Below are 20173 nucleotides of genomic sequence, written 5' to 3'. Positions count from 1 at the left end.
CCGGATAATAGTCCTTATTCTGCAGTTGTTTAAAAGGCAACTATGTCGTATAGTTGATAGTTGGCTGTTTGTACCAGCGTTAAGTGCGCCCTTTTGCAGGTGTAAAACGCTCTTCACCAGTGTGTGAAGATATACAGCATCAGAAGATAGAACTGTTCAGAGCGTAAACTCTGGGCACCGACGTTAGCGGAGGATATGGCAAAGAAAGACGGCGTCATCGAGATCGAGGGCTCTGTGGTTGAGGCTTTGCCCAATGCGATGTTCCGTGTTGAGCTAGACAATGGTCACAAAGTTCTCGCGCACATCTCGGGTAAGATGCGTCAGCACTACATTCGAATCCTGCCTGAGGATCGCGTGGTAGTGGAACTGAGCCCCTACGACCTGTCCCGTGGTCGTATCGTCTACCGTTATAAGTAAAACCCGATCATTAAACGTCGCTTCGGCGGCGTTTAAGTCGTGTTCATAGGGATAAATAGTTCTTCTGGTTGCACAGTAAGAACCTCTTATCTCGCCAGTTATCAAGTTGCAATCAAAAGGAATGCGATGAAGGTCAAGCCGAGCGTTAAGCCGATCTGCGATAAGTGCAAAGTGATTCGCCGTCATGGCGTAGTCATGGTGATCTGCGAAAACCCGCGCCACAAACAGCGCCAGGGCTAAGCCCACGGTAGCTGCGTAACACCGCCTGCGGGCGGAATCGTCATAGGCACCGCTCCGCATTGTTTATCGAGTGATAAAGGATGCGGATACCTCCGGACTCAGAGGCCGGGGACCGGGCAAATACCCGGGCAGTGATGCTACAGACCTCTGGAAAACAACAAGGAGAAGCCAGTATGGCACGTCTCGCTGGAGTTGATATTCCCCGCGAAAAGCGCGTGGAAGTTGCTCTCACTTACATTTACGGCGTGGGCAAGACCCGTGCTCACGAAACCCTCGCTGCTACCGGCGTGAACCCTGACACCCGCGTCAAGGATCTCACCGACCAGGAGCTCGTGGCACTTCGTGACTTCATCGAAGGCAACTACAAGGTTGAAGGTGATCTTCGCCGCGAGGTTGCAGCCGATATTCGCCGCAAGGTTGAAATCGGCAGCTACCAGGGTCTGCGTCACCGTCGCGGCCTGCCGGTTCACGGTCAGCGCACCAAGACCAACGCACGTACCCGTAAGGGCCCAAAGCGTACCGTCGCAGGTAAGAAGAAGTAAGCAACGTTGCTCTGTCGAACTATCAGTATCGACCAACGTATTAGAAAACCTTTGTAGGAGAATCAATAATGCCTCCCAAGACTCGCGCCGCGGCTGCTCGCAAGACCCGCCGCAAGGTCAGCAAGAATATCGTTGCTGGTCAGGCTCACATCAAGTCGACCTTCAACAACACTATCGTCTCCATTACCGATCCCACTGGTGCAGTAATCTCGTGGTCCTCTGCAGGCGACATGGGTTTCAAGGGCTCTCGTAAGTCCACCCCCTACGCCGCACAGCTAGCTGCTGAGACTGCCGCAAACCGTGCTAAGGAACACGGCGTCCGTAAGGTTGATGTTTTCGTAAAGGGCCCCGGTTCTGGCCGTGAGACCGCAATCCGCTCTCTGCAGGCAGCAGGCCTAGAGGTTGGTTCGATTCAGGACGTAACCCCCGTAGCTCACAACGGTTGCCGTCCGCCGAAGCGCCGCCGCGTCTAATTAGGCGAATGCCTAATCCCTCTGCGGCTGTCGTCTTCACAGATAACACCAAAGAGTCCAGACACCCGTCTGCTTCCTAAAATCTGTTTTCCCAAACTTGTGGGCTCATATAGCGGAGCCCACCGAAAGGAAACAAAGTGCTTATTGCACAGCGCCCCACTCTGACTGAAGAGGTCGTAGCGCCGAACCGTTCGCGCTTCACCATCGAGCCCCTTGAGCCGGGATTCGGCTACACCATGGGTAACTCCCTCCGTCGCACCCTGCTGTCCTCCATTCCCGGCGCCGCTGTTACCAGCGTTCGTATCGACGGTGTTCTGCACGAGTTCAGCACTGTTCCCGGAGTCACCGAGGATGTCACCGAGATTATCTTGAATGTCAAGAAGCTCTCGATTTCTTCGGAAAATGACGAGCCTGTAGTTGCATACCTGCGTAAGCAGGGCGAGGGTGAACTTACTGCAGCCGACATTGAAGTACCTGCCGGTGTTGAGATCCACAACCCGGAACTGCACATCGCAACCCTCAATGCGAAGGCAAACTTCAATGCCGAACTGATTATTGAGCGCGGTCGCGGTTATGTGTCTGCAGCTCAGAACAAGACCGGTGATGCAGAGATCGGCCGTATTCCGGTTGATTCTATTTACTCCCCGGTTCTGAAGGTTACCTTCAGCGTTAACGCAACCCGTGTTGAACAGCGCACCGACTTCGACAGCCTGACTTTGGACGTCGAAACCAAGGAAGCCATTGCACCGCGCGATGCCGTCGCATCCGCAGGCAGCACCCTGGTTGAGCTCTTCGGACTTGCACGTGAGCTCAACGTTGCTGCCGAGGGTATCGAGGTTGGTCCGTCGCCTGCCGACGAGTCCATGGCTGCCGATTTGGCTCTGCCGATTGAGGACCTTAACATGTCCGTTCGATCCTACAACTGCCTCAAGCGCGAGGGCATCCACACCGTGGGCGAGCTCGTGACTCGTAGCGAGGCGGATCTGATGGATATTCGTAACTTCGGTGCTAAATCCATTGATGAGGTCAAGGCTAAGCTGCATGAGCTTGGTCTGGCTCTCAAGGATTCCCCTCCGGGCTTTGAACCCGTTGCTCGTGCATACGATGACGAAGACGGTTCCGGCGAATAAATTTCGATCGAATAGTTCACCCGGTTGTTCCGGGATCAGTAAACGTGGTTCCTAAGTCCCGTTGTTGGGGCGGTGGAACGTAAATCATGGAGAAATAACTATGCCTACTCCCACTAAGGGTCCCCGCCTCGGCGGTTCCCCGACCCATGAGCGCCTAATGCTCAATAACCTGTCGGCGCAGCTCTTCCAGCACAAGCGCATCACCACCACCTTGACTAAGGCAAAGCGTATGCGCCCGGTGGCTGAACGTTTCATCACCTTCGGTAAGAAGGGCGATTTGGCGGCTCGCCGTCGCGTGCTGCGATCCATTACCGACAAGTCCGTAGTACACGAGCTTTTCACCGTAATCGCACCGGCAATGGCCGAGCGTCCCGGTGGCTACACTCGCATCACCAAGATCGGTAACCGTAAGGGCGATAACGCACCTATGGCTGTTATCGAACTCGTGATGGAGCCTGTAGAAACCAAGGGTGCTGTTGCAGAAGCTACCAAGGTTACTGAGAAGGCTGCCGAGGCTCCTAAGGCTGAAGCAAAGAAGGCAAAAGCTGAAAAAGCTGAACCTAAGGAAGAAGCTAAGCCCGCTAAGTCTGAAGGTACCGAGGGTCTGCCTGCAGGCGCACACGCTCCGTTAGAATCTGGTGAGGCTCCCGAAGGCTTCGAGGTCAAGGGTAACGCTGACTCGATGAAGTACCACGTGCCCGGCTCCCGCTGGTATGCAAACACCATCGCCGAAATCTGGTTTGACTCCGCTGAGTCGGCTGAGGCGGCAGGTTACGCACCCGCCGGTGGTGCAGCAGCTCAGAAAGTTTCTGCTGAGTAAGTACAGCTAACGCGTTAGCTTATTGTCAAAATCCGTCGCCTAGGTTCATAGGCGACGGATTTTGCGTGTTTCAGACGTACATTCTTGGGCAATTCACCAGGTATTGTTGAAGGGCGAAAGGGGAAAGCTACTGTGTCTGATCACTTACAAGAACCTGGTCCTCAGGCATCACAGATCAACCTGGACTCGCAGCCATCATCTGGCGATGGGGACGTGCTGGGCACGCAGCGGGTACGTATCGACTGCGCCTATGACGGCACGTGGTTTAGCGGGTGGGCAAGGCAGCCTAATCTGGTAACTGTGCAGGGTGTATTAGAGGATGCGCTGGAGCTGGTGCTTCGCGCGCATCACCGAGTGACGGTCGCCGGTCGTACCGATGCCGGAGTACATGCGCAGGCGCAAACTATCCACCTTGATATTGCCGCCGAAACCTGGCAGAAACTTACTGGGCGTGACGGGCTGGCAGATCCAGCTGAGTCGCTCAAACGTAAGGTTTCTGGTGCCCTGAAACGAACCCTGGCGCAGGCAGAACATACGCTAGGAATCCCCGAGTGCATGCGCGGGCTTCTTCAAGGATCTCTTGTGCTTCACCAGGTACAGCCCGTGCCGCAGGACTTTGATGCGCGGTTTTCAGCGACCGGCAGGCGGTATACGTACCGCATCCTGGATGGACAGGGGAGTAGCCCCGATCCGCTGCACCGCGCGTATGCCTGGTGCATTCCCGAAAGCCTAGACCTTGAAGATCTTAACAAGGCAGCTCATGAACTTACGGGGCTACATGATTTTCTCTCGTTCTGTAAACCGCGTGAGGGAGCTACGACGATTCGTGAACTCCGCCGTATATACCTAACACGCCATGATGACGGAGTTATTGAAGCGACAGTTGAGGCAGACGCTTTTTGTCACCATATGGTGCGCTCGCTTATAGGGGCACTAGTTCTCTACGGCACCGGAAAACGGACCCAAGCATGGCTGCGGGAACGCCTAGGAAACCCGCAGCGGGATGCCTCGCTCATTATGGCACCCCCGCATGGATTAGCTCTTGCACACATTGATTATCCAGCGCCTGAAGAGTACGGTCTGCAGGCACGAGCTACTCGGGCAATGCGGCAGAGCAACATTTTTAACGGGGAATCCGCGCCATTTAAGGGTTTTGGTGTGGATTAAGCACCTAAATTGCTGTATAGTTTTGCTAGTTGTGCGTGTTCTGCCCGAGCACGCTCTCGGCACTGTCTAGTTGCAGGACGTCAAGGTGTCGCAGAGTACGGGTCAGAACGGGCGAGCATTCGGTCCTCACCCGGATTCGTCATGCACGTAGTAATAGGCGTGATACCCAACTAAGCGCCGAATGTACATTTCGAGACAAAGGCCAATATTTTGCGCACTTATACTCCTAAGCCCGGCGAAGTTGAGCGCCAGTGGCACATCATTGATGCCACCGATGTGGTGCTCGGTCGCCTCGCAAGCCAGACCGCTATCCTGCTGCGCGGTAAGCACAAGCCGACTTTTACCCCTAACGTGGACACCGGCGATTTCGTGATCATCGTGAATGCCGAGAAGGTCGCTCTGACCGGTGCAAAGCTTGAGCAGAAGCGTGCATACCGCCACTCGGGTTACCCTGGCGGTCTGAAGTCCGTCAATTATGCAGAACTTCTTGAAACCAACCCTGTTCGTGCAGTTGAGAAGGCTGTGAAGGGCATGCTGCCTAAGAACAAGCTAGCTGCACAGCAGATCAAGAAGCTGAAGGTCTACGCTGGTCCCGAGCACCCGCACGCGGCACAGCAGCCCAAGACCTACGAATTCAACCAGGTCGCCCAGTAATTCGGGCCTACGAAGAAACTATTAGGAGAAATCGTGGCTCAGAACGAAGAGCAGATCGTAGTCGAGGAAGAGCTCACTAGCTACACCTCGGAATCCGCAGCCCCCGTCGCGGCGGCTGCGCAGACAAGCCGTCCGGCACTGACTGTTGCAGGTGCTGCAGTCGGTCGTCGTAAGGAAGCAGTGGCACGTGTTCGCGTGGTTCCCGGTTCCGGTAACTGGACCATTAACGGCCGTAGCCTGGATAGCTACTTCCCCAATAAATTGCATCAGCAGGATGTGAACCAGCCGTTCAAGATCCTGGAACTTGAAGGTGCTTACGATGTGATTGCACGCATCAGCGGTGGTGGTCCCTCCGGTCAGGCAGGCGCGCTGCGCCTCGGTATCGCTCGTGCCCTCAACGAGATTGATCGTGAGAACAATCGTCCCGCGCTGAAGAAGGCAGGCTTCTTGACTCGCGACGCACGTGTTATTGAGCGTAAGAAGGCCGGTCTCAAGAAGGCACGCAAGGCTTCGCAGTTCTCCAAGCGTTAATCGCTGGTTCTGCTGCACAAAGCCCCCGCACTTCCCAAAGAAGCGCGGGGGCTTTGTGCATTATAAGGGGTTTACCTGCATAAGGTTGCGATAACTGTTACATTTGTCACTCATTCTCACTCTCGGTACAGTTAAAGTGTCAAAGCAGACACGAACGGAAAGAGAATTCATGACAGAAAAGAACCTTCAGCCCGCAACGGAGCAGGTCGAGAGCACCGTACCCGAAACCGCTCCTCAGTCTTCCGATGTTGCAGATCCAGCCGTATCAGAGAAAAAGCACGCTATTAAAGAAGCTCTCAAACCCCAAGTTCGTCGCACCTCGGTGGTTGAAGACTATGCGGCAGAACTGGATGAAATGGCATCTCTCACCCATGCTCTGAGCGGAAATAAGAAAAGCTCAAGGGGCGATGCCTGGAAGATTGGCTACCCCTACGATGAAAAACTCGGTCGTAAAGCATACGAAAAAGAAAAACGCGCACTGCAGATTGAGCTTCTGAAGCTCCAGCTATGGGCAAAATCGACCGGGCAGAAAATCCTCATTATTTTTGAGGGACGCGATGCTGCGGGTAAGGGTGGTTCCATCAAACGCTTTACGGAACACCTGAACCCCCGTGGGGCTCGCGTGGTGGCTCTTGAAAAGCCAACCGATATTGAACAGACTCAGTGGTATTTCCAGCGCTATATCAAGCACTTACCCTCTGGTGGCGAGATCGTCATGATGGACCGTTCCTGGTACAACCGCGCCGGGGTTGAGCGTGTGATGGGCTATTGCACGCAGGCTCAGTACTTCGAGTTTATGCGCGAAGTACCCGACTTGGAGCGTATGCTCGTGAACTCGGGCATTAAGCTCATTAAGTTCTGGTTCTCAGTTACCAAGCAGGAACAGCTGGCACGCTTTACCTCACGACGCACCGATCCTGTTCGTCAGTGGAAACTATCACCTACCGATTTGGCGTCGCTCGATAAGTGGGATGATTACACTGCTGCGAAAGAAGCCATGTTCTTCTACACCCATACCGGCGATGCCCCGTGGACCGTTATCAAGTCAAATGATAAGAAGCGTGCTCGTCTGGAAGCTATGCGTTACGTGCTCTCACAATTCGACTACACCTCAAAAGACCGTGAAGTCGTGGGAACCTGCGATCCTTTGATTGTACGTTCTGCAACTGATGTTTTTGAAGAAGAAGGCGGCAGTGACCCCGAAGGTTTCCCTGTCATCCAATAAATAAAACTTTTGGTTGGTTTATTCAATAAACCTACTAAGAAAATAACCAAGAACCGCCCCTGCCTACCAAAGCGGGGGCGGTTCCGGCGTAAGATAGTAAGGTGACTGAACGACTTTTTGGAACTGATGGCGTGCGCGGCCTCGCGAATGAGATTATCACTCCGGCACTCGCTCTTGAGCTCGCGCAGGCAGCCGCCCTTGTACTTGGACATGAGCAGGTCGCCGAAGGCACCCGCCCCCGCGCCGTAATCGCTAACGATTCACGCGCATCTGCAGATTTTATTGTCTCTGCCATGAAAGCCGGGTTTACCAGCGCTGGTGTGGATGTGTTGGACGCGGGAATCGTCCCCACTCCGGCCGCCGCCTACTTAGTGGCTTACACGGATGCAGACTTTGGTGTGATGATCTCAGCATCGCATAACCCCGCCGCCGATAACGGCATTAAATTCTTAGCGCGTGGTGGACAAAAGCTTGAAGACGCCACTGAAGATGCCATTGAGCGCGTGTACCGAGAAAAGAACTTTAGGTACCCTACCGGGGGCGAGGTCGGCTCTATCTGCGCCCTAGAGAACGGTACTGAGGCATACGTTAAGCACCTAGTTTCCACGCTAGAAGACGAGAAGCCTCTCGCAGGTCTTAAGATTGTGCTGGACTGCGCGAATGGCGCGGCTTATGCAGCTTCTCCTGCGGCCTTCACCCGGCTAGGGGCCGAGGTTATTGCGCTCGCTGCTGAACCGAACGGCACCAATATCAACGATGGCGTAGGTTCTACACATCCGCAGTCCCTTCAATCTGCCGTCGTTGAACACGGCGCAACCTTGGGGATTGCACACGATGGTGACTCCGACCGATGCCAGGCAGTTGATGAGCAGGGGAACCTGGTAGACGGCGATCAGATTATGGCTATTCTTGCCTTAGCGGCGCATCGTGCTGGGCATCTGAGCCAGAACACTCTTGTGGCGACCGTGATGAGCAGCCTAGGGCTTGAACTCTATCTGCGTGAGCATGGCATTTCGCTGGTGCGCACCGCCGTGGGCGATCGTTATGTACTCGAAGAGATGCGTGAGCACGGGTATAACCTAGGCGGTGAGCAGTCCGGGCATGTGATTATGAGTGATTATGCGACCACGGGTGACGGTGTGCTCACCGGGATTCAGCTTGCCGCTGAGGTAGCACGCAGTGGAGAAAAACTTTCTGTGCTGGCCTCACGGATGCAACCCACCCCGCAGCGTTTGATTAATGTTAAGGGCGTGGATCGTGCCGGAGTTTCAACCAATGCTGCGCTGAATGCTGCTGTGGCCGATGCTGAGAAGGGTCTGGGGGAGAGCGGGCGTGTTCTCCTGCGTGCTTCTGGAACCGAACCGCTGGTGCGCGTTATGGTTGAGGCGGCTACGCAGGAGCAAGCCGATTCTGTTGCTCAGCATCTTGCGGATGTGGTGGCGAAAGAACTGGCTCTCTAGTCTTACAGGCTTTCTAGAAAATCGTCGGCGAAATATTTCTATTTCGCCGACGATACGCATTTTGTTTATAGCGTAGGTTCAGCTCATATCGTTAGATTTATTCGAGCTGAAAATACCGTGGGACGCATCCAGATTCGGATGCGCCCCACGGCTTTTGTTGAATGACTAGTATGTTTGAATCGGAGTGATCCGTAGATTATTTCTTAGCGAGGGAATCACGGATTTCCTTGAGAAGGGTAAGCTCGGTTTCTTCTTCCTCTTCTTCACCCTTGTTGCGGGTAGCCCTTTCATTGAGCTTCTGAACCGGAAGAACCACAGCGAAGTACACAGCAGCCGCAATGAGCAGGAAGTTTACGACAGCGGTCAGGAAGACACCGATCTTAATCTGACCGAAGACAAGGAAAGAATCAAAGTTCGGAGACTGGAAGAGCATGGAAATTGCGGGCATGAGCACCGACTGAACCAGTGCAGTCACAACTGCGGTGAACGCAGTACCCATGATGATACCGACTGCAAGGTCGATAACGTTGCCACGAATCAAGAAATCTTTAAAACCTTTAAGCATGTACCTAGGGTATCGTGTTTCCCAGCAAATTTTCAGGAAAAACCAACAAAAACCGCTCCAAATAAAGTGACTTTCTTCACTAGTGCATTACATATCAATCTTTAAAGGTTGATTTTAGATATTTGTTTCTGTGGGTTAGAACCCCGTCTAAAGACTAGTTAGGGGGTAAGCCATTGATAAAACCATAAGGGTTGGCTGAACCCTACCCAAGATAATCTGGTGCTGCACCGGTGCCAAAAAACTCTTCCAAAGTCTTTGCTCCGGATGCCCGATACTCCTGTGCTAGGCCGCTGCCTAGATAACGGTAATGCCAGGGTTCAAAGATATAGCCCGTCACATGCTGCTGGTTCTTTGGGAAACGCAGGATAAACCCGAAGTCGGGGGCGTTTTTCGCCAACCATTGACCCGCACGAGTATCTTGATAGCATTCTTGCAGCAGGCATCCTTCGGGGGAACCAAAATCGATAGCCAGTCCGGTCTGATGTTCCGAATATCCGGGCCGTGCAGAAAGTGTATCTGCGGTCTTCTGCCCATTAACCTGAACCCAATGCTGGTAGGTCTGTTTCTGCGCCGCGAAGGAACGATAAGCACTGCTGACCGTGAGGGTTACCCCATCCCGTGCTGCCGCATCCATCATGGACTGCGCCGCCGCAGCCGCCTCAGCACGTAACTGCTGCCCATAAAACGGCACCAAATCCTGCGGGGCCCAATCTTGCGGTGAGAATGGGCGAGTTTTATTGACGATGCACCGTAACAATTCCGGGTGCGACTCGACCGATGTGTGCTCAGCAGGTTTTTTGCTTTCGGGTGCGGAAGGTTTTTCTGTAGTGCCGCCTTCTGGTTGCGACTTCTGGTCTTTGGGTTGTGAAGACTCTGAGGCTGTGGCCTCTGGGGTAGCTTTTTCAGACGGTTTTGTCTCTGGGGCTTTCTCGCTTGCCGTTGGGGACGCACTAGGCTTCATCGTAGGGGTTGATGGAGCGGAACTCTGCGTAACCTTTGGGGCGGCGGTAGGTGAAGATGACGCACTTGCCGCAGAAGCCGTGCCTGTAGCGCTTGGTGTAGTGGGGGCAGTAGCTGATGCATTCCCGCTAGCCTGAGGTTCCTGAGAGCCGCATGCAGACAAGACCCAAGACCCAGATGCCGCAGAGGCTGCCGTCAGTAGCGCTCGGCGTGAAAAAACTGATGTACCCATCGGGACCCCTCCTTGGGAAACTGGTCTTTATTCTGACAAATATGTCAACGGCAATGCGCTAATTTTTGCGCAAGAGAACCTGCGCCACCTTATGGTCGGAACCTTTCTGCAAGATCAGGTGCGCGCGAGCGCGAGTAGGAAGAACGTTCTGTACAAGGTTAGGCTCGTTGACGGTTTTCCAGATACCGGTGGCAAGCTCAATCGCTTGGTCATCGCTTAACTCAGCATAGCGCTTAAAGTAAGAATCCGGGTTTGTGAACGCGGAGGAACGCAGGGTGAGGAACCGGTTAACGTACCATCGTTGAATATCTTCGGTATGCGCATCGACGTAGATGGAGAAATCGAAAAAGTCGCTGAGTGTCAGGTCTGAGGTTTCGGGACCTTCGGTACCGGCGGGAGCGAGTACGTTAAGTCCTTCAAGAATCAGCACGTCAGGGGTCGTGACCTCAATCTGTTCATCGGGAAGAATATCATAGTACAGATGTGAGTATTTGGGGGCTCTGACCGCAGGGACTCCCGATTTTATATCGGAGACAAATTGCAGCAGTGCCCGCCTGTCGTATGATTCGGGAAAGCCTTTGCGGTGCATAATGCCGCGGCGTTGTAACTCAGCGTTTGGGTACAGAAAACCGTCGGTGGTGACGAGCTGAACCTTTGGGGTTGAGGGCCAGCGCCTCAGGAGTGCCTGCAGCAGGCGTGCCGTTGTCGATTTGCCGACCGCTACGGACCCGGCTACACCGATAATAAAGGGAACTCGCCGGTGGGATGCCTGAAGGAAGTCATTCGTCATGTGGTTGAGTGAGGATGCCGCGTTGACATACAGATTTAAAAGTCGGGAGATTGGCAAATAGATCTGGCGCACCTCATCGAAGTCTACCGGTTCTCCTAAGCCGCGGAGCGCTTCGAGTTCCTCTTCGCTGAGGGGTACCGAAATTTCGGTCGCTAGCCGCGACCATCGTGAGCGTTCCAGCTCGACAAAACGCGAGCTGGCGGCAGAAAAATTTGAGGAGCTCATTCCCCTAAGTGTACGAATTTTGCGCGTCAGATGCGAACAAGGCGTGGCATCCTTTAGGTTAAGAATGCACAAAGGCTGGGGCTATACCTTGAAAGAAATGCCTTTTGACTAGGGGTTATTCTGCCCACAGGTGTAAAGGGCGCCGGGTTAGCTGCCCTGGGGCGTGAATAAGATAAACTTGAGCTATGTGTGGAATTGTAGGATATGTAGGTCTGGACGCAGCTCCGGACGGTAATAAATTCGACCACGATGCATACAAAGTGGTCATTGAAGGTCTGCGCCGCCAGGAGTACCGCGGCTATGACTCGGCCGGTGTTGCGCTCGTATGCCCTGACGGCATCGAATTCCGCAAGAAGGCGGGCAAACTTATCAACCTAGAACATGAGGTCGAGGATGCGCCGCTCACCGAATCACAGATTGGTATTGGCCATACCCGTTGGGCTACCCACGGTGGCCCCACCGATAATAACGCGCATCCGCACGTGGTCGATCACGGTCGTCTAGCGGTTGTGCACAACGGTATTATTGAGAACTTCGCCGAGCTACGCGCCGAACTGCTTGCCGAAGGGGTGGAGTTTCAGTCTCAGACCGATACCGAGGTAGCTGCGGCACTTATCGCAAGTATCTATAACAAACTGGGTACTAAAGACCTGACCGAGGCTGTGCGTGAAGCATCAAACCGTATGGAAGGTGCTTTCACGATTCTTGCGGTTCACGCAGACCACCCCGACCGTGTGGTGGCAACCCGCCGCAACTCTCCGCTGGTGATTGGACTGGGAGAGAACGAGAATTTCTTAGGATCCGACGTTTCGGCGTTTATCGACCACACCAAAGAAGCCGTAGAGATGGGGCAGGATCAGATTGTCACCATCACTGGTACTGACTATTCCATTATTGATTTTGCGGGCAACCCCGCCGAAGGCAAGCCCTTCCACATCGAATGGGATGCTGCAGCGGCGGAAAAGGGCGGCTACAACTCGTTCATGGAGAAGGAAATTCACGAACAGCCCACCGCCGTTGAGCAAACCCTCATGGGACGCATGGATGAAAAAGGCAACCTTGTTCTGGACGAGCTCAATATCGATGATTCCGTGCTGCGCTCGATCGATAAGATCATCGTGGTGGCCTGCGGTACCGCAGCATACGCGGGTCAGGTTGCGCGCTACGCTATCGAGCACTGGTGCCGTATCCCCACCGAGGTCGAGCTTGCCCACGAGTTCCGCTACCGCGACCCAATCGTGAACGAGAAGACCCTGATCGTGGCTCTCTCGCAGTCCGGCGAGACCATGGATACCCTCATGGCGGTGCGTCACGCCCGCGAGCAGGGCGCCAAGGTTATCTCTATCTGCAACACCCACGGTTCAACCCTGCCGCGTGAATCCGATGCGGCGCTGTACACCCACGCTGGCCCCGAGATTGCGGTCGCATCGACCAAGGCGTTTCTGGCGCAGATTACTGCAGCATATCTGCTGGGTCTGTATCTTGCGCAGCTTCGCGGCAACAAGTACAAGGATGAAATCTCTGCCATTCTCGGTGAGCTGCAGAAGATGCCCGCCAAGATCCAGAAGGTTATCGACAACGATACCCTTGTGAAAGAACTTGGCGCCGAGATGAAAGATACCTCTTCGGTGATCTTCCTAGGGCGCCACGTTGGGTTCCCTGTTGCCCTTGAAGGCGCGCTTAAACTCAAAGAGATCAGCTACATCCACGCCGAAGGCTTCGCCGCCGGCGAGCTGAAGCACGGTCCTATCGCCCTGATCGAAGAGGGTCAGCCCGTTATCATCATTGTGCCTTCCGCACACGGGCGCGAATCTCTGCACGGCAAGGTTGTTTCCAATATTCAGGAGGTACGCGCTCGCGGCGCCTTCACCATTGTCATTGCCGAAGAGGGCGATGAGGCTGTCAAGGAATATGCGGATCGTCTGATCACCGTTCCTGCCGCGCCTTCTCTGCTGCAGCCTTTGCTTGCCACCGTGCCGCTGCAGATTTTCGCGTGCGCACTTGCTGAAGCGAAAGGACTGGATGTTGACCAGCCCCGTAACCTCGCCAAGTCGGTGACCGTGGAGTAATCCTCATCCCGCATATGCGTTCGCGTGGGCGGTGTCGTTACCCTTCAGGGGACGGCACCGTCCACGCCTCGTTAATCCGCGCTACAGCGCGAGGCCGAGGAAGTTTCATGATGCGTTAACATTGTTCGCTGTGCTGTCTTCCCTGTACCAACCTCGCTAAACTTAAAACAAAACTCGCATTTTGGCAGGAAAGGCGAAAAATGATTATCGGAATCGGCGTAGATACCGTCAACATTGAGCGCTTTGAACGAATCGTCACCGAAACACCCGCTTTTGTGCGCAGGGTATTCACACCGAATGAGCGCACTCGTAATATCCGTTCTCAAGCCGTACGTTTTGCCGCCAAAGAAGCGGTCGCCAAAGTCTTAGGGGCACCCGATGGGCTCAATTGGCAAGATTGCGAAGTCGCCAGCAGCGAGAGTGGGCAACCATACCTGATTCTTACGGGGACGATCGCCGAGCGTGCCCGTACCCTCGGCATCAATCGTCTGCACCTGAGCCTAACCCACGATGAACCCGTAGCCGTTGCCATCGCCACGGCGGAATATCTGAGCGCTACAGAGCTTGCCCATCTGAAAAGGTTCGATCCTGAAAGCTACAGTATGACGGTTCTCACCGAAGACCCCACCGACTAGCCCCTGCCGCATCGACGCGAGCATTTGATCAGGAGGAGTTATGAAGCTCGTCTACACGGGTACACAAATTCGCAACGCTGAACGTCCTTACCTTGAGGCACCGGACTACGACGGGTATCTGATGCAGCGCGCGGCAGATGCGCTCGCCGCCGAAGCTCACGATATGCTCGCTGATGCGGGGCAGCACAGCCAGTACACGCGCATCCTCTTATTGGTTGGGCCGGGGAATAACGGTGCGGATACAGTGTATGCAGGCACCCGTCTGCATCAGCAGGGGTACCGCATTGAGGCCGTTCTCTTCGACCCAACCGGTAATAACCTGGAGCTGCTCGCCCGCGAAAGCGGTGAAGGAACCCGCGTGCTTGACACTGCCCAAAGTCTGCGCGATATTGCCTCCTACTCCCTGATTATTGACGGTATTTTGGGAACCGGCGCGAAGGGAGCAGCACGTGGGGAAGCGGGGGAATATCTGGCTAAACTCCGTGCCTTACAGCTGGACGGTAAATTACCCCCAGTGCTCGCCTGTGATGCCCCGACCGGGCTCGATAGCGAACGCGGTACTCTGCACGAACCCTCACTTGCGGCTGAGCGAACGGTTACGTTTATCGGACGTAAACTACCGGCAGGAACCCATATTGGGGAGCACTGCGGAACTATTAAACTCTACGATTTAGGGGTTCCCGAAGCCCTCAAGGGGCATAAGCCGATGCTGCGCGTTATGGAACGTGAGGACTATCGGGATCTCCTCGAAAAGCCTTCGGTATTCTCACATAAGTACAATCGCGGTGTGCTTGGTATGCTCACGGGAAGTCGCGATTATCCCGGTGCTGCCCTGATGAGTGTGCGTGCTGCCCTCAATACCGGGGTGGGGATGGTGCGTTTCAATGGGAAAGACGATACCCTGCGCACTCTCATGCTTGGGCAAAACCCGGAAACGGTGTGTTTCACAGGACCTCCCGCCCACGAGCATGTGCACGCCTGGGCTGGTGGCAGCGGTACCGGTACCGAAACTCTGGACCATAACAGGTACCTGCTCAATGCCCCTGAACCTGCAATTCTGGATGCTGGTGCAGTAGACCTTGCCGCAGATTATTTAATGGCGGGGCACAGCCTAGGCGAACATAAAATTCTGACTCCGCATGCGGGAGAATTGGAACGTTTTCTGCGGCGCATTCATGAGCATTCGCCGCAGCGTTGGGAAGAAATGCTTGACGGCGCTCTCGTGCCCAGCCGGGAAGATATTAACGCCGAGCCGTTCCGATGGGCTCGTGCCGCATGCGAGCTCAGCGGTGCAACTGTGATGCTTAAGGGCTCGACGACGCTTATCGCCGCCCCCGTGGGTGCCACCTATAGCGTGCACGGGGCTACCGGGTGGCTTGCTACCGCCGGAAGCGGCGATACCCTCACCGGTATTCTGGGTGCTCTCTTGGCACAATATATGGCGGTTGCGCAGGAACGTCATGAGCAGGTCGAGGGATGCACGTATGCAAGTATTGCGGCACTGGCGGTTTACCTGCATAATCGTGCGGCGCTGGCATCGTTGGAAGGACGCAAAGGGCCGGTTCCTCCCAGCCGAGTGGCCGCGTATTTACCGCAGGCGATTGCGGGACTTCTTGATGAGAAAGCCGTTCTCGACGATTAAAACCTGAACGAGACACATAGTATGGTGGGGCGCGACATCATGTCACGCCCCACCGCTGTATTGGACTATACCGACCTTGGCATAGTCGGGCACGAAAATTAGTAGGCGCCTTCCTTGGCGAAGACTGCTCGTACCGTGCGCAGCAGGATAATAAAGTCGGTTGTCATAGACCAGTTTTCGACGTAGTACAGGTCAAGACGTACCGATTCATCCCAGGAGAGATCGCTTCTGCCAGAGACCTGCCAGAGCCCGGTAATCCCGGGTTTGACGAGCAGGCGGCGGTACATAATATCCTCATATAGGTCTACCTCTTCCGCCAGCGGGGGCCGAGGGCCCACCAGGGACATGTCGCCAATAAAAACATTCCAGAGCTGCGGCAGTTCGTCAATGGAGAACTTGCGAATAAACCGGCCGATTGGGGTGATGCGTGGGTCATTCACCATCTTAAAGAGCACCCCGTTGCCTTCGTTCTGTTCCATAAGCTGGGCTTTGATCTCTTCGGCGTCGGTGCGCATCGACCGGAATTTGACCATGCGAAAAACATCGCCGTTCATTCCTACGCGCTCTTGGAAGAAGAATGCAGGTCCGCCGTCGCGTCTGATAAGGATACCCACCACCAAGAAAACAGGGGAAAGCACGAGAAGCCCCAGCCCGGAGGCGAGCACATCCAGGGCGCGTTTCGCCAGTGCAGCGATACCCGTAATATGCGGGGTAGAAACGTGCACAAGCGGTAGCCCGTTGAGCGGCTGAATATGCATGCGAGGCCCCGCAATATCGGTGGTCGCGGGAGCCATAATCAGGGCGATATGAGCATCCGCGAGACGCCAGCCGAGCATACGCATCTGTTCCGGGGTCAGCTGATGCCCGTTCGAGATGGCGACCATCTGAATATTGTTCTCCTGCACGGCCTGCATAATATCGTCAGGGTTCGTGGAGTAACCCAGAATGGGCAGATCGACGTCTGCAATCGTGGTACCGGCGTATATTCCCGGCAGGTAAAACGCAGCTGGTGAAAGCCCCGATGCGACGGCGCCGGAGAGGCTCTTATACAAATGTTTACCGGTGGGAACGTCGGAAATAATCATGACGCGGGTTAGCGAATACCCTTGCAAACGTTTCTGTACTAGTCTTTGGCGTAGTAGCCATCGCTCTATCATGATGAGTCCTAAACCCAACGGGTAGGCGATGAGCAGGTACATACGGGTCAGGTCGATTTTGAGAAAGAACGCCACTATCACGAGTGTGCAGAAAAAGTAAGTGCTGCCGCGTGTGACCATACGGTATTCGTCGGTTCCCATTCCTAGAACGCGAATATTCCGTGAGCCGTTGACTTGCAGAGTCAGCCACCAGATTATGATCATGCCGATATCGAGGAAGATATAGTCGATGGGTGCGACGGAAGGATCGAGCAGGTTAAGCGGCCAGACATTCACAGGCGGTAAATCCGCGTTTACGAAGCCGAAGCGAATAAAGTGCGCAGCAAAAATAGAGATGGCAATGGCAATCAAGTCGCCCAGGTAAAGAGATTTCAAAACCTGTGGATGCCACTCACGTTTGGCGACATATGTGGTGCCCCAAACTTTTTTGAGTCTTTCTTTTGCTTTCAATGAAGTTATCTTCCCCGGTCGTGGTGAGCGCGCATATCGGCGTATGCGCGGAATGCTCGAGTTTGAGACCCGCAGCCCGGTGGTCAGTCGGAATACAGATGAATGATGTGTGCAGTGTGTGAGCGAGAAGTAGAGAGAACGAGAACCAGCTTTGAGGCCCCGAGGTAGTCCGGAAGAGAAACCTGGCCTTTAACTGATTCTCACGATAGTTCTTCAAAACTACTCAGTCCTTATATTTTACGGTTAAACCAGGAGTTCAGTCCTCCTGAATGGTGGTCTAAACTTCAAGGATAAAGAGTGAATTCAATCACCTTAATGTGCTATAAAGGTGCTGAAGACACGATTATTAAAGGCTATTGTGGATGTTTACTTTTGTAAATAGCTTTAATAAATATCCTAGTCAGAGAGCTTCAATACCCGTAAACTAATAAAATACCTTGAAAGAATAAAAAACTATAGCCTAAAAGTTTTACCGAAATTGTTTCAATGAGGCGCGATTCACCAAAAAATCAATCAGCGGTTCGTAACGATTCGGCGGAACATTATCATCCATCGGAACACACACCGGTAAATCACCCTGCTCTGCGGCAATAAACAATCCCGGGTCGTTACAGTCGGCAATACCGAGCGTCAGCAGCTTCTGTTGCGATGCCGCATACCCCGCCATCCCGTGATCGGAAACCACAAGATCGGGTATCTCACCGCGCTCACGAAGCTGGGCGAGGGCGATGCGCATCGGCCCCGGGAAATGCGTATGCTGCAGATTCCCGTACTGCTCAAACATCACCACACCCATGATCTGGCGAATATCGCCATCCAAGAACCGCTCGCCCTGCTCAATACGCAGCACCGTGGCTCCGGCGCGTTCGGCGATGCGCGCCAGCTCAGCATAAATGGGGAAAAGTCCGGCAGGGTGACCGGTGGCGAACAGGATCTTTTGGTGGGCGCGCACCGCATCGCCAAAAATACGGGCATACTCTTCGAGAGCATCAATGCACTGGGCGGCACCAATCGTATCTTGCCCCTGGACATGCGAACGGTCAGGGTTCAGACCAGCACGGCGTACCATGACCTCAAAAACTTCGTCATAGGTCCAATCCTTCGACCATGTAACCCCGAACTCGAGGTGCTCATTATGATCGAGAAACCCTTGAATATGCGAAAGGTTATTCTCGCGCGGTGTAGCAATATCACCCGTGATGCGGGCAGAATCAAGATAAGCGGCAAACTCGTCGCGCGTCATTGCAAAACTCATACGTCAAGTGTAGCCGCTTGAACAACTTTCGAGACCGTGCTGTGGTGCGTTCTACAGGTTTTTGAGTGAGCAGAGCATTCGTAAAGTAAAGAACTATGCGGAGCCCTCGGTCCGCTCTTGTGCTAAATGACGACCGGTTATCGCCTCGGAATAGACGCACAAGGTTTTTCGGGCGGTCGCTTCCCAACTGAAAGAAAGTGCACGAGCTGCCGCATTCGCCCCCAGTGTTAAGCGCAGACGTGGGGCACGCACCAGCCGCTCGATCGCAACTGCCCAACGCTGCGGGGTGCGTGGCGCCACAAGCAACCCCGTTTTATGGTTCTCGATAGCGAAACGCAGCCCATCTGCATCGGTGGCAAGTACCGCAGCCCCCGAAGCCTGCGCCTCCAAAGCCACGAGCCCAAAAGATTCAGACGAGGAAGGAGAAGCCACAATATCGGCGCGGCGAAAAATATCGGCAAGAATATCGGCAGGAACCGGACTGCGCAGATGCACCCGATCGGCGATGCCTAAATCGCGGGCACGGGCAAGAAGATCTAATTCGTACCCGGAAGAAGACTTGCCGATAATATCCAGTTCAACATGCAGATCCGCGGGAAGAAGCGCAAGGGCCTCTACCAAAATATGGGGTCCCTTTAACGGCTGAGGACGCCCAGCAAAAACCACCCGAGCGTGCGTATCCGAACCCTCATGTTCGGCGTGCACCCCCGGCAGTGGGTGAAAAATACCGGTATCAACCCCCGGCGCAATCACACGCATGCGTGCGGGATCTGCCCCATAGTAGTCCTGCAGCTGCTGCCCTTCAAGAGAAGTATTGACGATCGTCAAAGCGGCATGTTCAAGAACTCGATGCTCGCTTTCATAACGTGCGTGTGGTTCTTCGGGTTCGTCGGGGGAGCGGCGCGCATCCTTCGCAGCGGCAGTCGTATGAGGGGTAAATACTACGGGAACAGCCGTTCCTTCGGCAGCATAAGTTTGGGCAGCCCCCAGCGCAGCAACGCCCGAAAGCCAATAATGTGCATGAATAACCTGCGGATGCCAGCACGCTAATGAGACGCATTGCGCCGCAAATTCGGCTGTAAACTCGGCAAGCTGATTTTTACGGGCACCTAAAGCCTGCGGAATCAATACCTGATGCACCCGCACCCGATCACGATACGAATTGAGAAGAGCTGGAACCTGCACGCTGGGTTTTGCATGCTCACAATCGGGATCGGTAAGAAGTGTGAAAACCTCGACGCGCAAAGTATCGTCTGCCGCCAGCATAGCCGCAATCGAACGCGCAATATAAACGTTCATGCCCCCGGCATCGCCGCGACCGGGCTGCGCAAAAGGATCGGTATGCAGAGAATAGACATGCACAACAGGCTGGGGCAAGCGGGACTGCGAGCTCTCGGGAATCTTCACCTTCCTAGTCTAACGCGCGGTTTTATGAGACAGCGCGTTCTGCAAGCCGAGTGAGCCTAAGGGTGAACGTGTAAGCTTCGACGGTATCGAAGAGGCGCATTCGCACAGTAAGAACATGAACTGTTGA

Annotated in this window: 20 protein-coding genes; 14 read left to right on the top strand and 6 right to left on the bottom strand. The window is 54.4% G+C overall.

Annotated elements, in window-relative coordinates; genetic code table 11:
* Positions 1 to 195: 195 nt before the first annotated feature.
* The 11 genes from infA to glmM all read left to right on the top strand — a co-directional run bounded on the left by infA (position 196) and on the right by glmM (position 8659).
* Complete coding sequence (infA, locus tag HMPREF2804_RS04480) at positions 196 to 417, top strand: translation initiation factor IF-1 (protein WP_005505018.1); 222 nt, start codon at positions 196 to 198, stop codon at positions 415 to 417.
* 126 nt (positions 418 to 543) lie between these two features.
* The gene (gene rpmJ, locus HMPREF2804_RS04475; RefSeq protein WP_004005257.1) at positions 544 to 657 is read left to right on the top strand and encodes a 50S ribosomal protein L36; all 114 of its coding nucleotides are present in this window, start codon (positions 544 to 546) and stop codon (positions 655 to 657) included.
* Positions 658 to 830: 173 nt separating this feature from the next.
* A complete protein-coding gene (rpsM, locus tag HMPREF2804_RS04470; protein ID WP_005505026.1) occupies positions 831 to 1199 on the top strand; it encodes a 30S ribosomal protein S13 in 369 nt (122 codons plus the stop codon).
* 68 nt (positions 1200 to 1267) lie between these two features.
* Complete coding sequence (gene rpsK, locus HMPREF2804_RS04465; protein WP_004005255.1) at positions 1268 to 1672, top strand: 30S ribosomal protein S11; 405 nt, start codon at positions 1268 to 1270, stop codon at positions 1670 to 1672.
* 137 nt (positions 1673 to 1809) lie between these two features.
* Positions 1810 to 2802, top strand: a complete 993-nt coding sequence (locus HMPREF2804_RS04460; RefSeq protein WP_013397604.1) for a DNA-directed RNA polymerase subunit alpha — start codon at positions 1810 to 1812, stop codon at positions 2800 to 2802.
* Positions 2803 to 2902: 100 nt separating this feature from the next.
* The gene (gene rplQ, locus HMPREF2804_RS04455) at positions 2903 to 3622 is read left to right on the top strand and encodes a 50S ribosomal protein L17, sunset domain variant (RefSeq protein WP_004005253.1); all 720 of its coding nucleotides are present in this window, start codon (positions 2903 to 2905) and stop codon (positions 3620 to 3622) included.
* A 216-nt stretch (positions 3623 to 3838) separates the two neighbouring features.
* Positions 3839 to 4789, top strand: coding sequence for a tRNA pseudouridine(38-40) synthase TruA (gene truA / locus HMPREF2804_RS04450; protein WP_210399311.1), 951 nt, complete (start codon positions 3839 to 3841; stop codon positions 4787 to 4789).
* A 210-nt stretch (positions 4790 to 4999) separates the two neighbouring features.
* The gene (gene rplM / locus HMPREF2804_RS04445) at positions 5000 to 5443 is read left to right on the top strand and encodes a 50S ribosomal protein L13 (protein WP_004005251.1); all 444 of its coding nucleotides are present in this window, start codon (positions 5000 to 5002) and stop codon (positions 5441 to 5443) included.
* 33 nt (positions 5444 to 5476) lie between these two features.
* Complete coding sequence (gene rpsI, locus HMPREF2804_RS04440) at positions 5477 to 5974, top strand: 30S ribosomal protein S9 (RefSeq protein WP_004005250.1); 498 nt, start codon at positions 5477 to 5479, stop codon at positions 5972 to 5974.
* A gap of 169 nt (positions 5975 to 6143) precedes the next feature.
* The gene (gene ppk2 / locus HMPREF2804_RS04435; RefSeq protein WP_013397602.1) at positions 6144 to 7199 is read left to right on the top strand and encodes a polyphosphate kinase 2; all 1056 of its coding nucleotides are present in this window, start codon (positions 6144 to 6146) and stop codon (positions 7197 to 7199) included.
* A 101-nt stretch (positions 7200 to 7300) separates the two neighbouring features.
* Positions 7301 to 8659 (top strand): phosphoglucosamine mutase, encoded by a 1359-nt coding sequence (gene glmM, locus HMPREF2804_RS04430; protein ID WP_070627469.1) that lies wholly within the window; start codon positions 7301 to 7303, stop codon positions 8657 to 8659.
* A gap of 196 nt (positions 8660 to 8855) precedes the next feature.
* Here the strand turns inward: glmM and mscL are convergent, their stop codons facing one another.
* The 3 genes from mscL to coaA form a co-directional block, all read right to left on the bottom strand.
* Positions 8856 to 9224 (bottom strand): large conductance mechanosensitive channel protein MscL, encoded by a 369-nt coding sequence (gene mscL, locus HMPREF2804_RS04425; protein ID WP_070627468.1) that lies wholly within the window; start codon positions 9222 to 9224, stop codon positions 8856 to 8858.
* Positions 9225 to 9426: 202 nt separating this feature from the next.
* The gene (locus HMPREF2804_RS10720) at positions 9427 to 10416 is read right to left on the bottom strand and encodes a M15 family metallopeptidase (RefSeq protein ID WP_083308347.1); all 990 of its coding nucleotides are present in this window, start codon (positions 10414 to 10416) and stop codon (positions 9427 to 9429) included.
* 58 nt (positions 10417 to 10474) lie between these two features.
* Complete coding sequence (gene coaA, locus HMPREF2804_RS04410) at positions 10475 to 11431, bottom strand: type I pantothenate kinase (RefSeq protein ID WP_070627463.1); 957 nt, start codon at positions 11429 to 11431, stop codon at positions 10475 to 10477.
* A gap of 185 nt (positions 11432 to 11616) precedes the next feature.
* On the opposite strand from coaA, the gene glmS reads away from it, so the two are divergent.
* From glmS to HMPREF2804_RS04395, 3 genes are all read left to right on the top strand, one after another.
* Positions 11617 to 13500 carry a glutamine--fructose-6-phosphate transaminase (isomerizing) gene (glmS, locus tag HMPREF2804_RS04405; protein WP_004005244.1) on the top strand — a complete coding sequence of 628 codons (1884 nt, stop codon included), beginning with the start codon at positions 11617 to 11619 and terminating at the stop codon, positions 13498 to 13500.
* A gap of 200 nt (positions 13501 to 13700) precedes the next feature.
* A complete protein-coding gene (locus HMPREF2804_RS04400) occupies positions 13701 to 14135 on the top strand; it encodes a holo-ACP synthase (RefSeq protein WP_048751175.1) in 435 nt (144 codons plus the stop codon).
* 40 nt (positions 14136 to 14175) lie between these two features.
* Positions 14176 to 15777: a bifunctional ADP-dependent NAD(P)H-hydrate dehydratase/NAD(P)H-hydrate epimerase gene (locus tag HMPREF2804_RS04395; protein WP_070627461.1), complete on the top strand. Its 1602-nt coding sequence runs from the start codon at positions 14176 to 14178 to the stop codon at positions 15775 to 15777.
* Positions 15778 to 15875: 98 nt separating this feature from the next.
* Here the strand turns inward: HMPREF2804_RS04395 and HMPREF2804_RS04390 are convergent, their stop codons facing one another.
* From HMPREF2804_RS04390 to HMPREF2804_RS04380, 3 genes are all read right to left on the bottom strand, one after another.
* Positions 15876 to 17384 carry a sugar transferase gene (locus HMPREF2804_RS04390; protein ID WP_037231129.1) on the bottom strand — a complete coding sequence of 503 codons (1509 nt, stop codon included), beginning with the start codon at positions 17382 to 17384 and terminating at the stop codon, positions 15876 to 15878.
* Between the two features lie 469 nt (positions 17385 to 17853).
* Positions 17854 to 18639 carry a phosphatase gene (locus HMPREF2804_RS04385; protein WP_048754752.1) on the bottom strand — a complete coding sequence of 262 codons (786 nt, stop codon included), beginning with the start codon at positions 18637 to 18639 and terminating at the stop codon, positions 17854 to 17856.
* A gap of 93 nt (positions 18640 to 18732) precedes the next feature.
* Positions 18733 to 20046: a glycosyltransferase gene (locus tag HMPREF2804_RS04380; RefSeq protein WP_141744103.1), complete on the bottom strand. Its 1314-nt coding sequence runs from the start codon at positions 20044 to 20046 to the stop codon at positions 18733 to 18735.
* Positions 20047 to 20173 lie beyond the last annotated feature (127 nt).

This window comes from Rothia sp. HMSC065G12 (assembly GCF_001811455.1).
GTDB classification, from domain to species: domain Bacteria; phylum Actinomycetota; class Actinomycetes; order Actinomycetales; family Micrococcaceae; genus Rothia; species Rothia dentocariosa.
The sequence above is the reverse complement of the archived record's forward strand: the minus strand, read 5'-3'. Positions and strand labels throughout refer to the sequence as shown.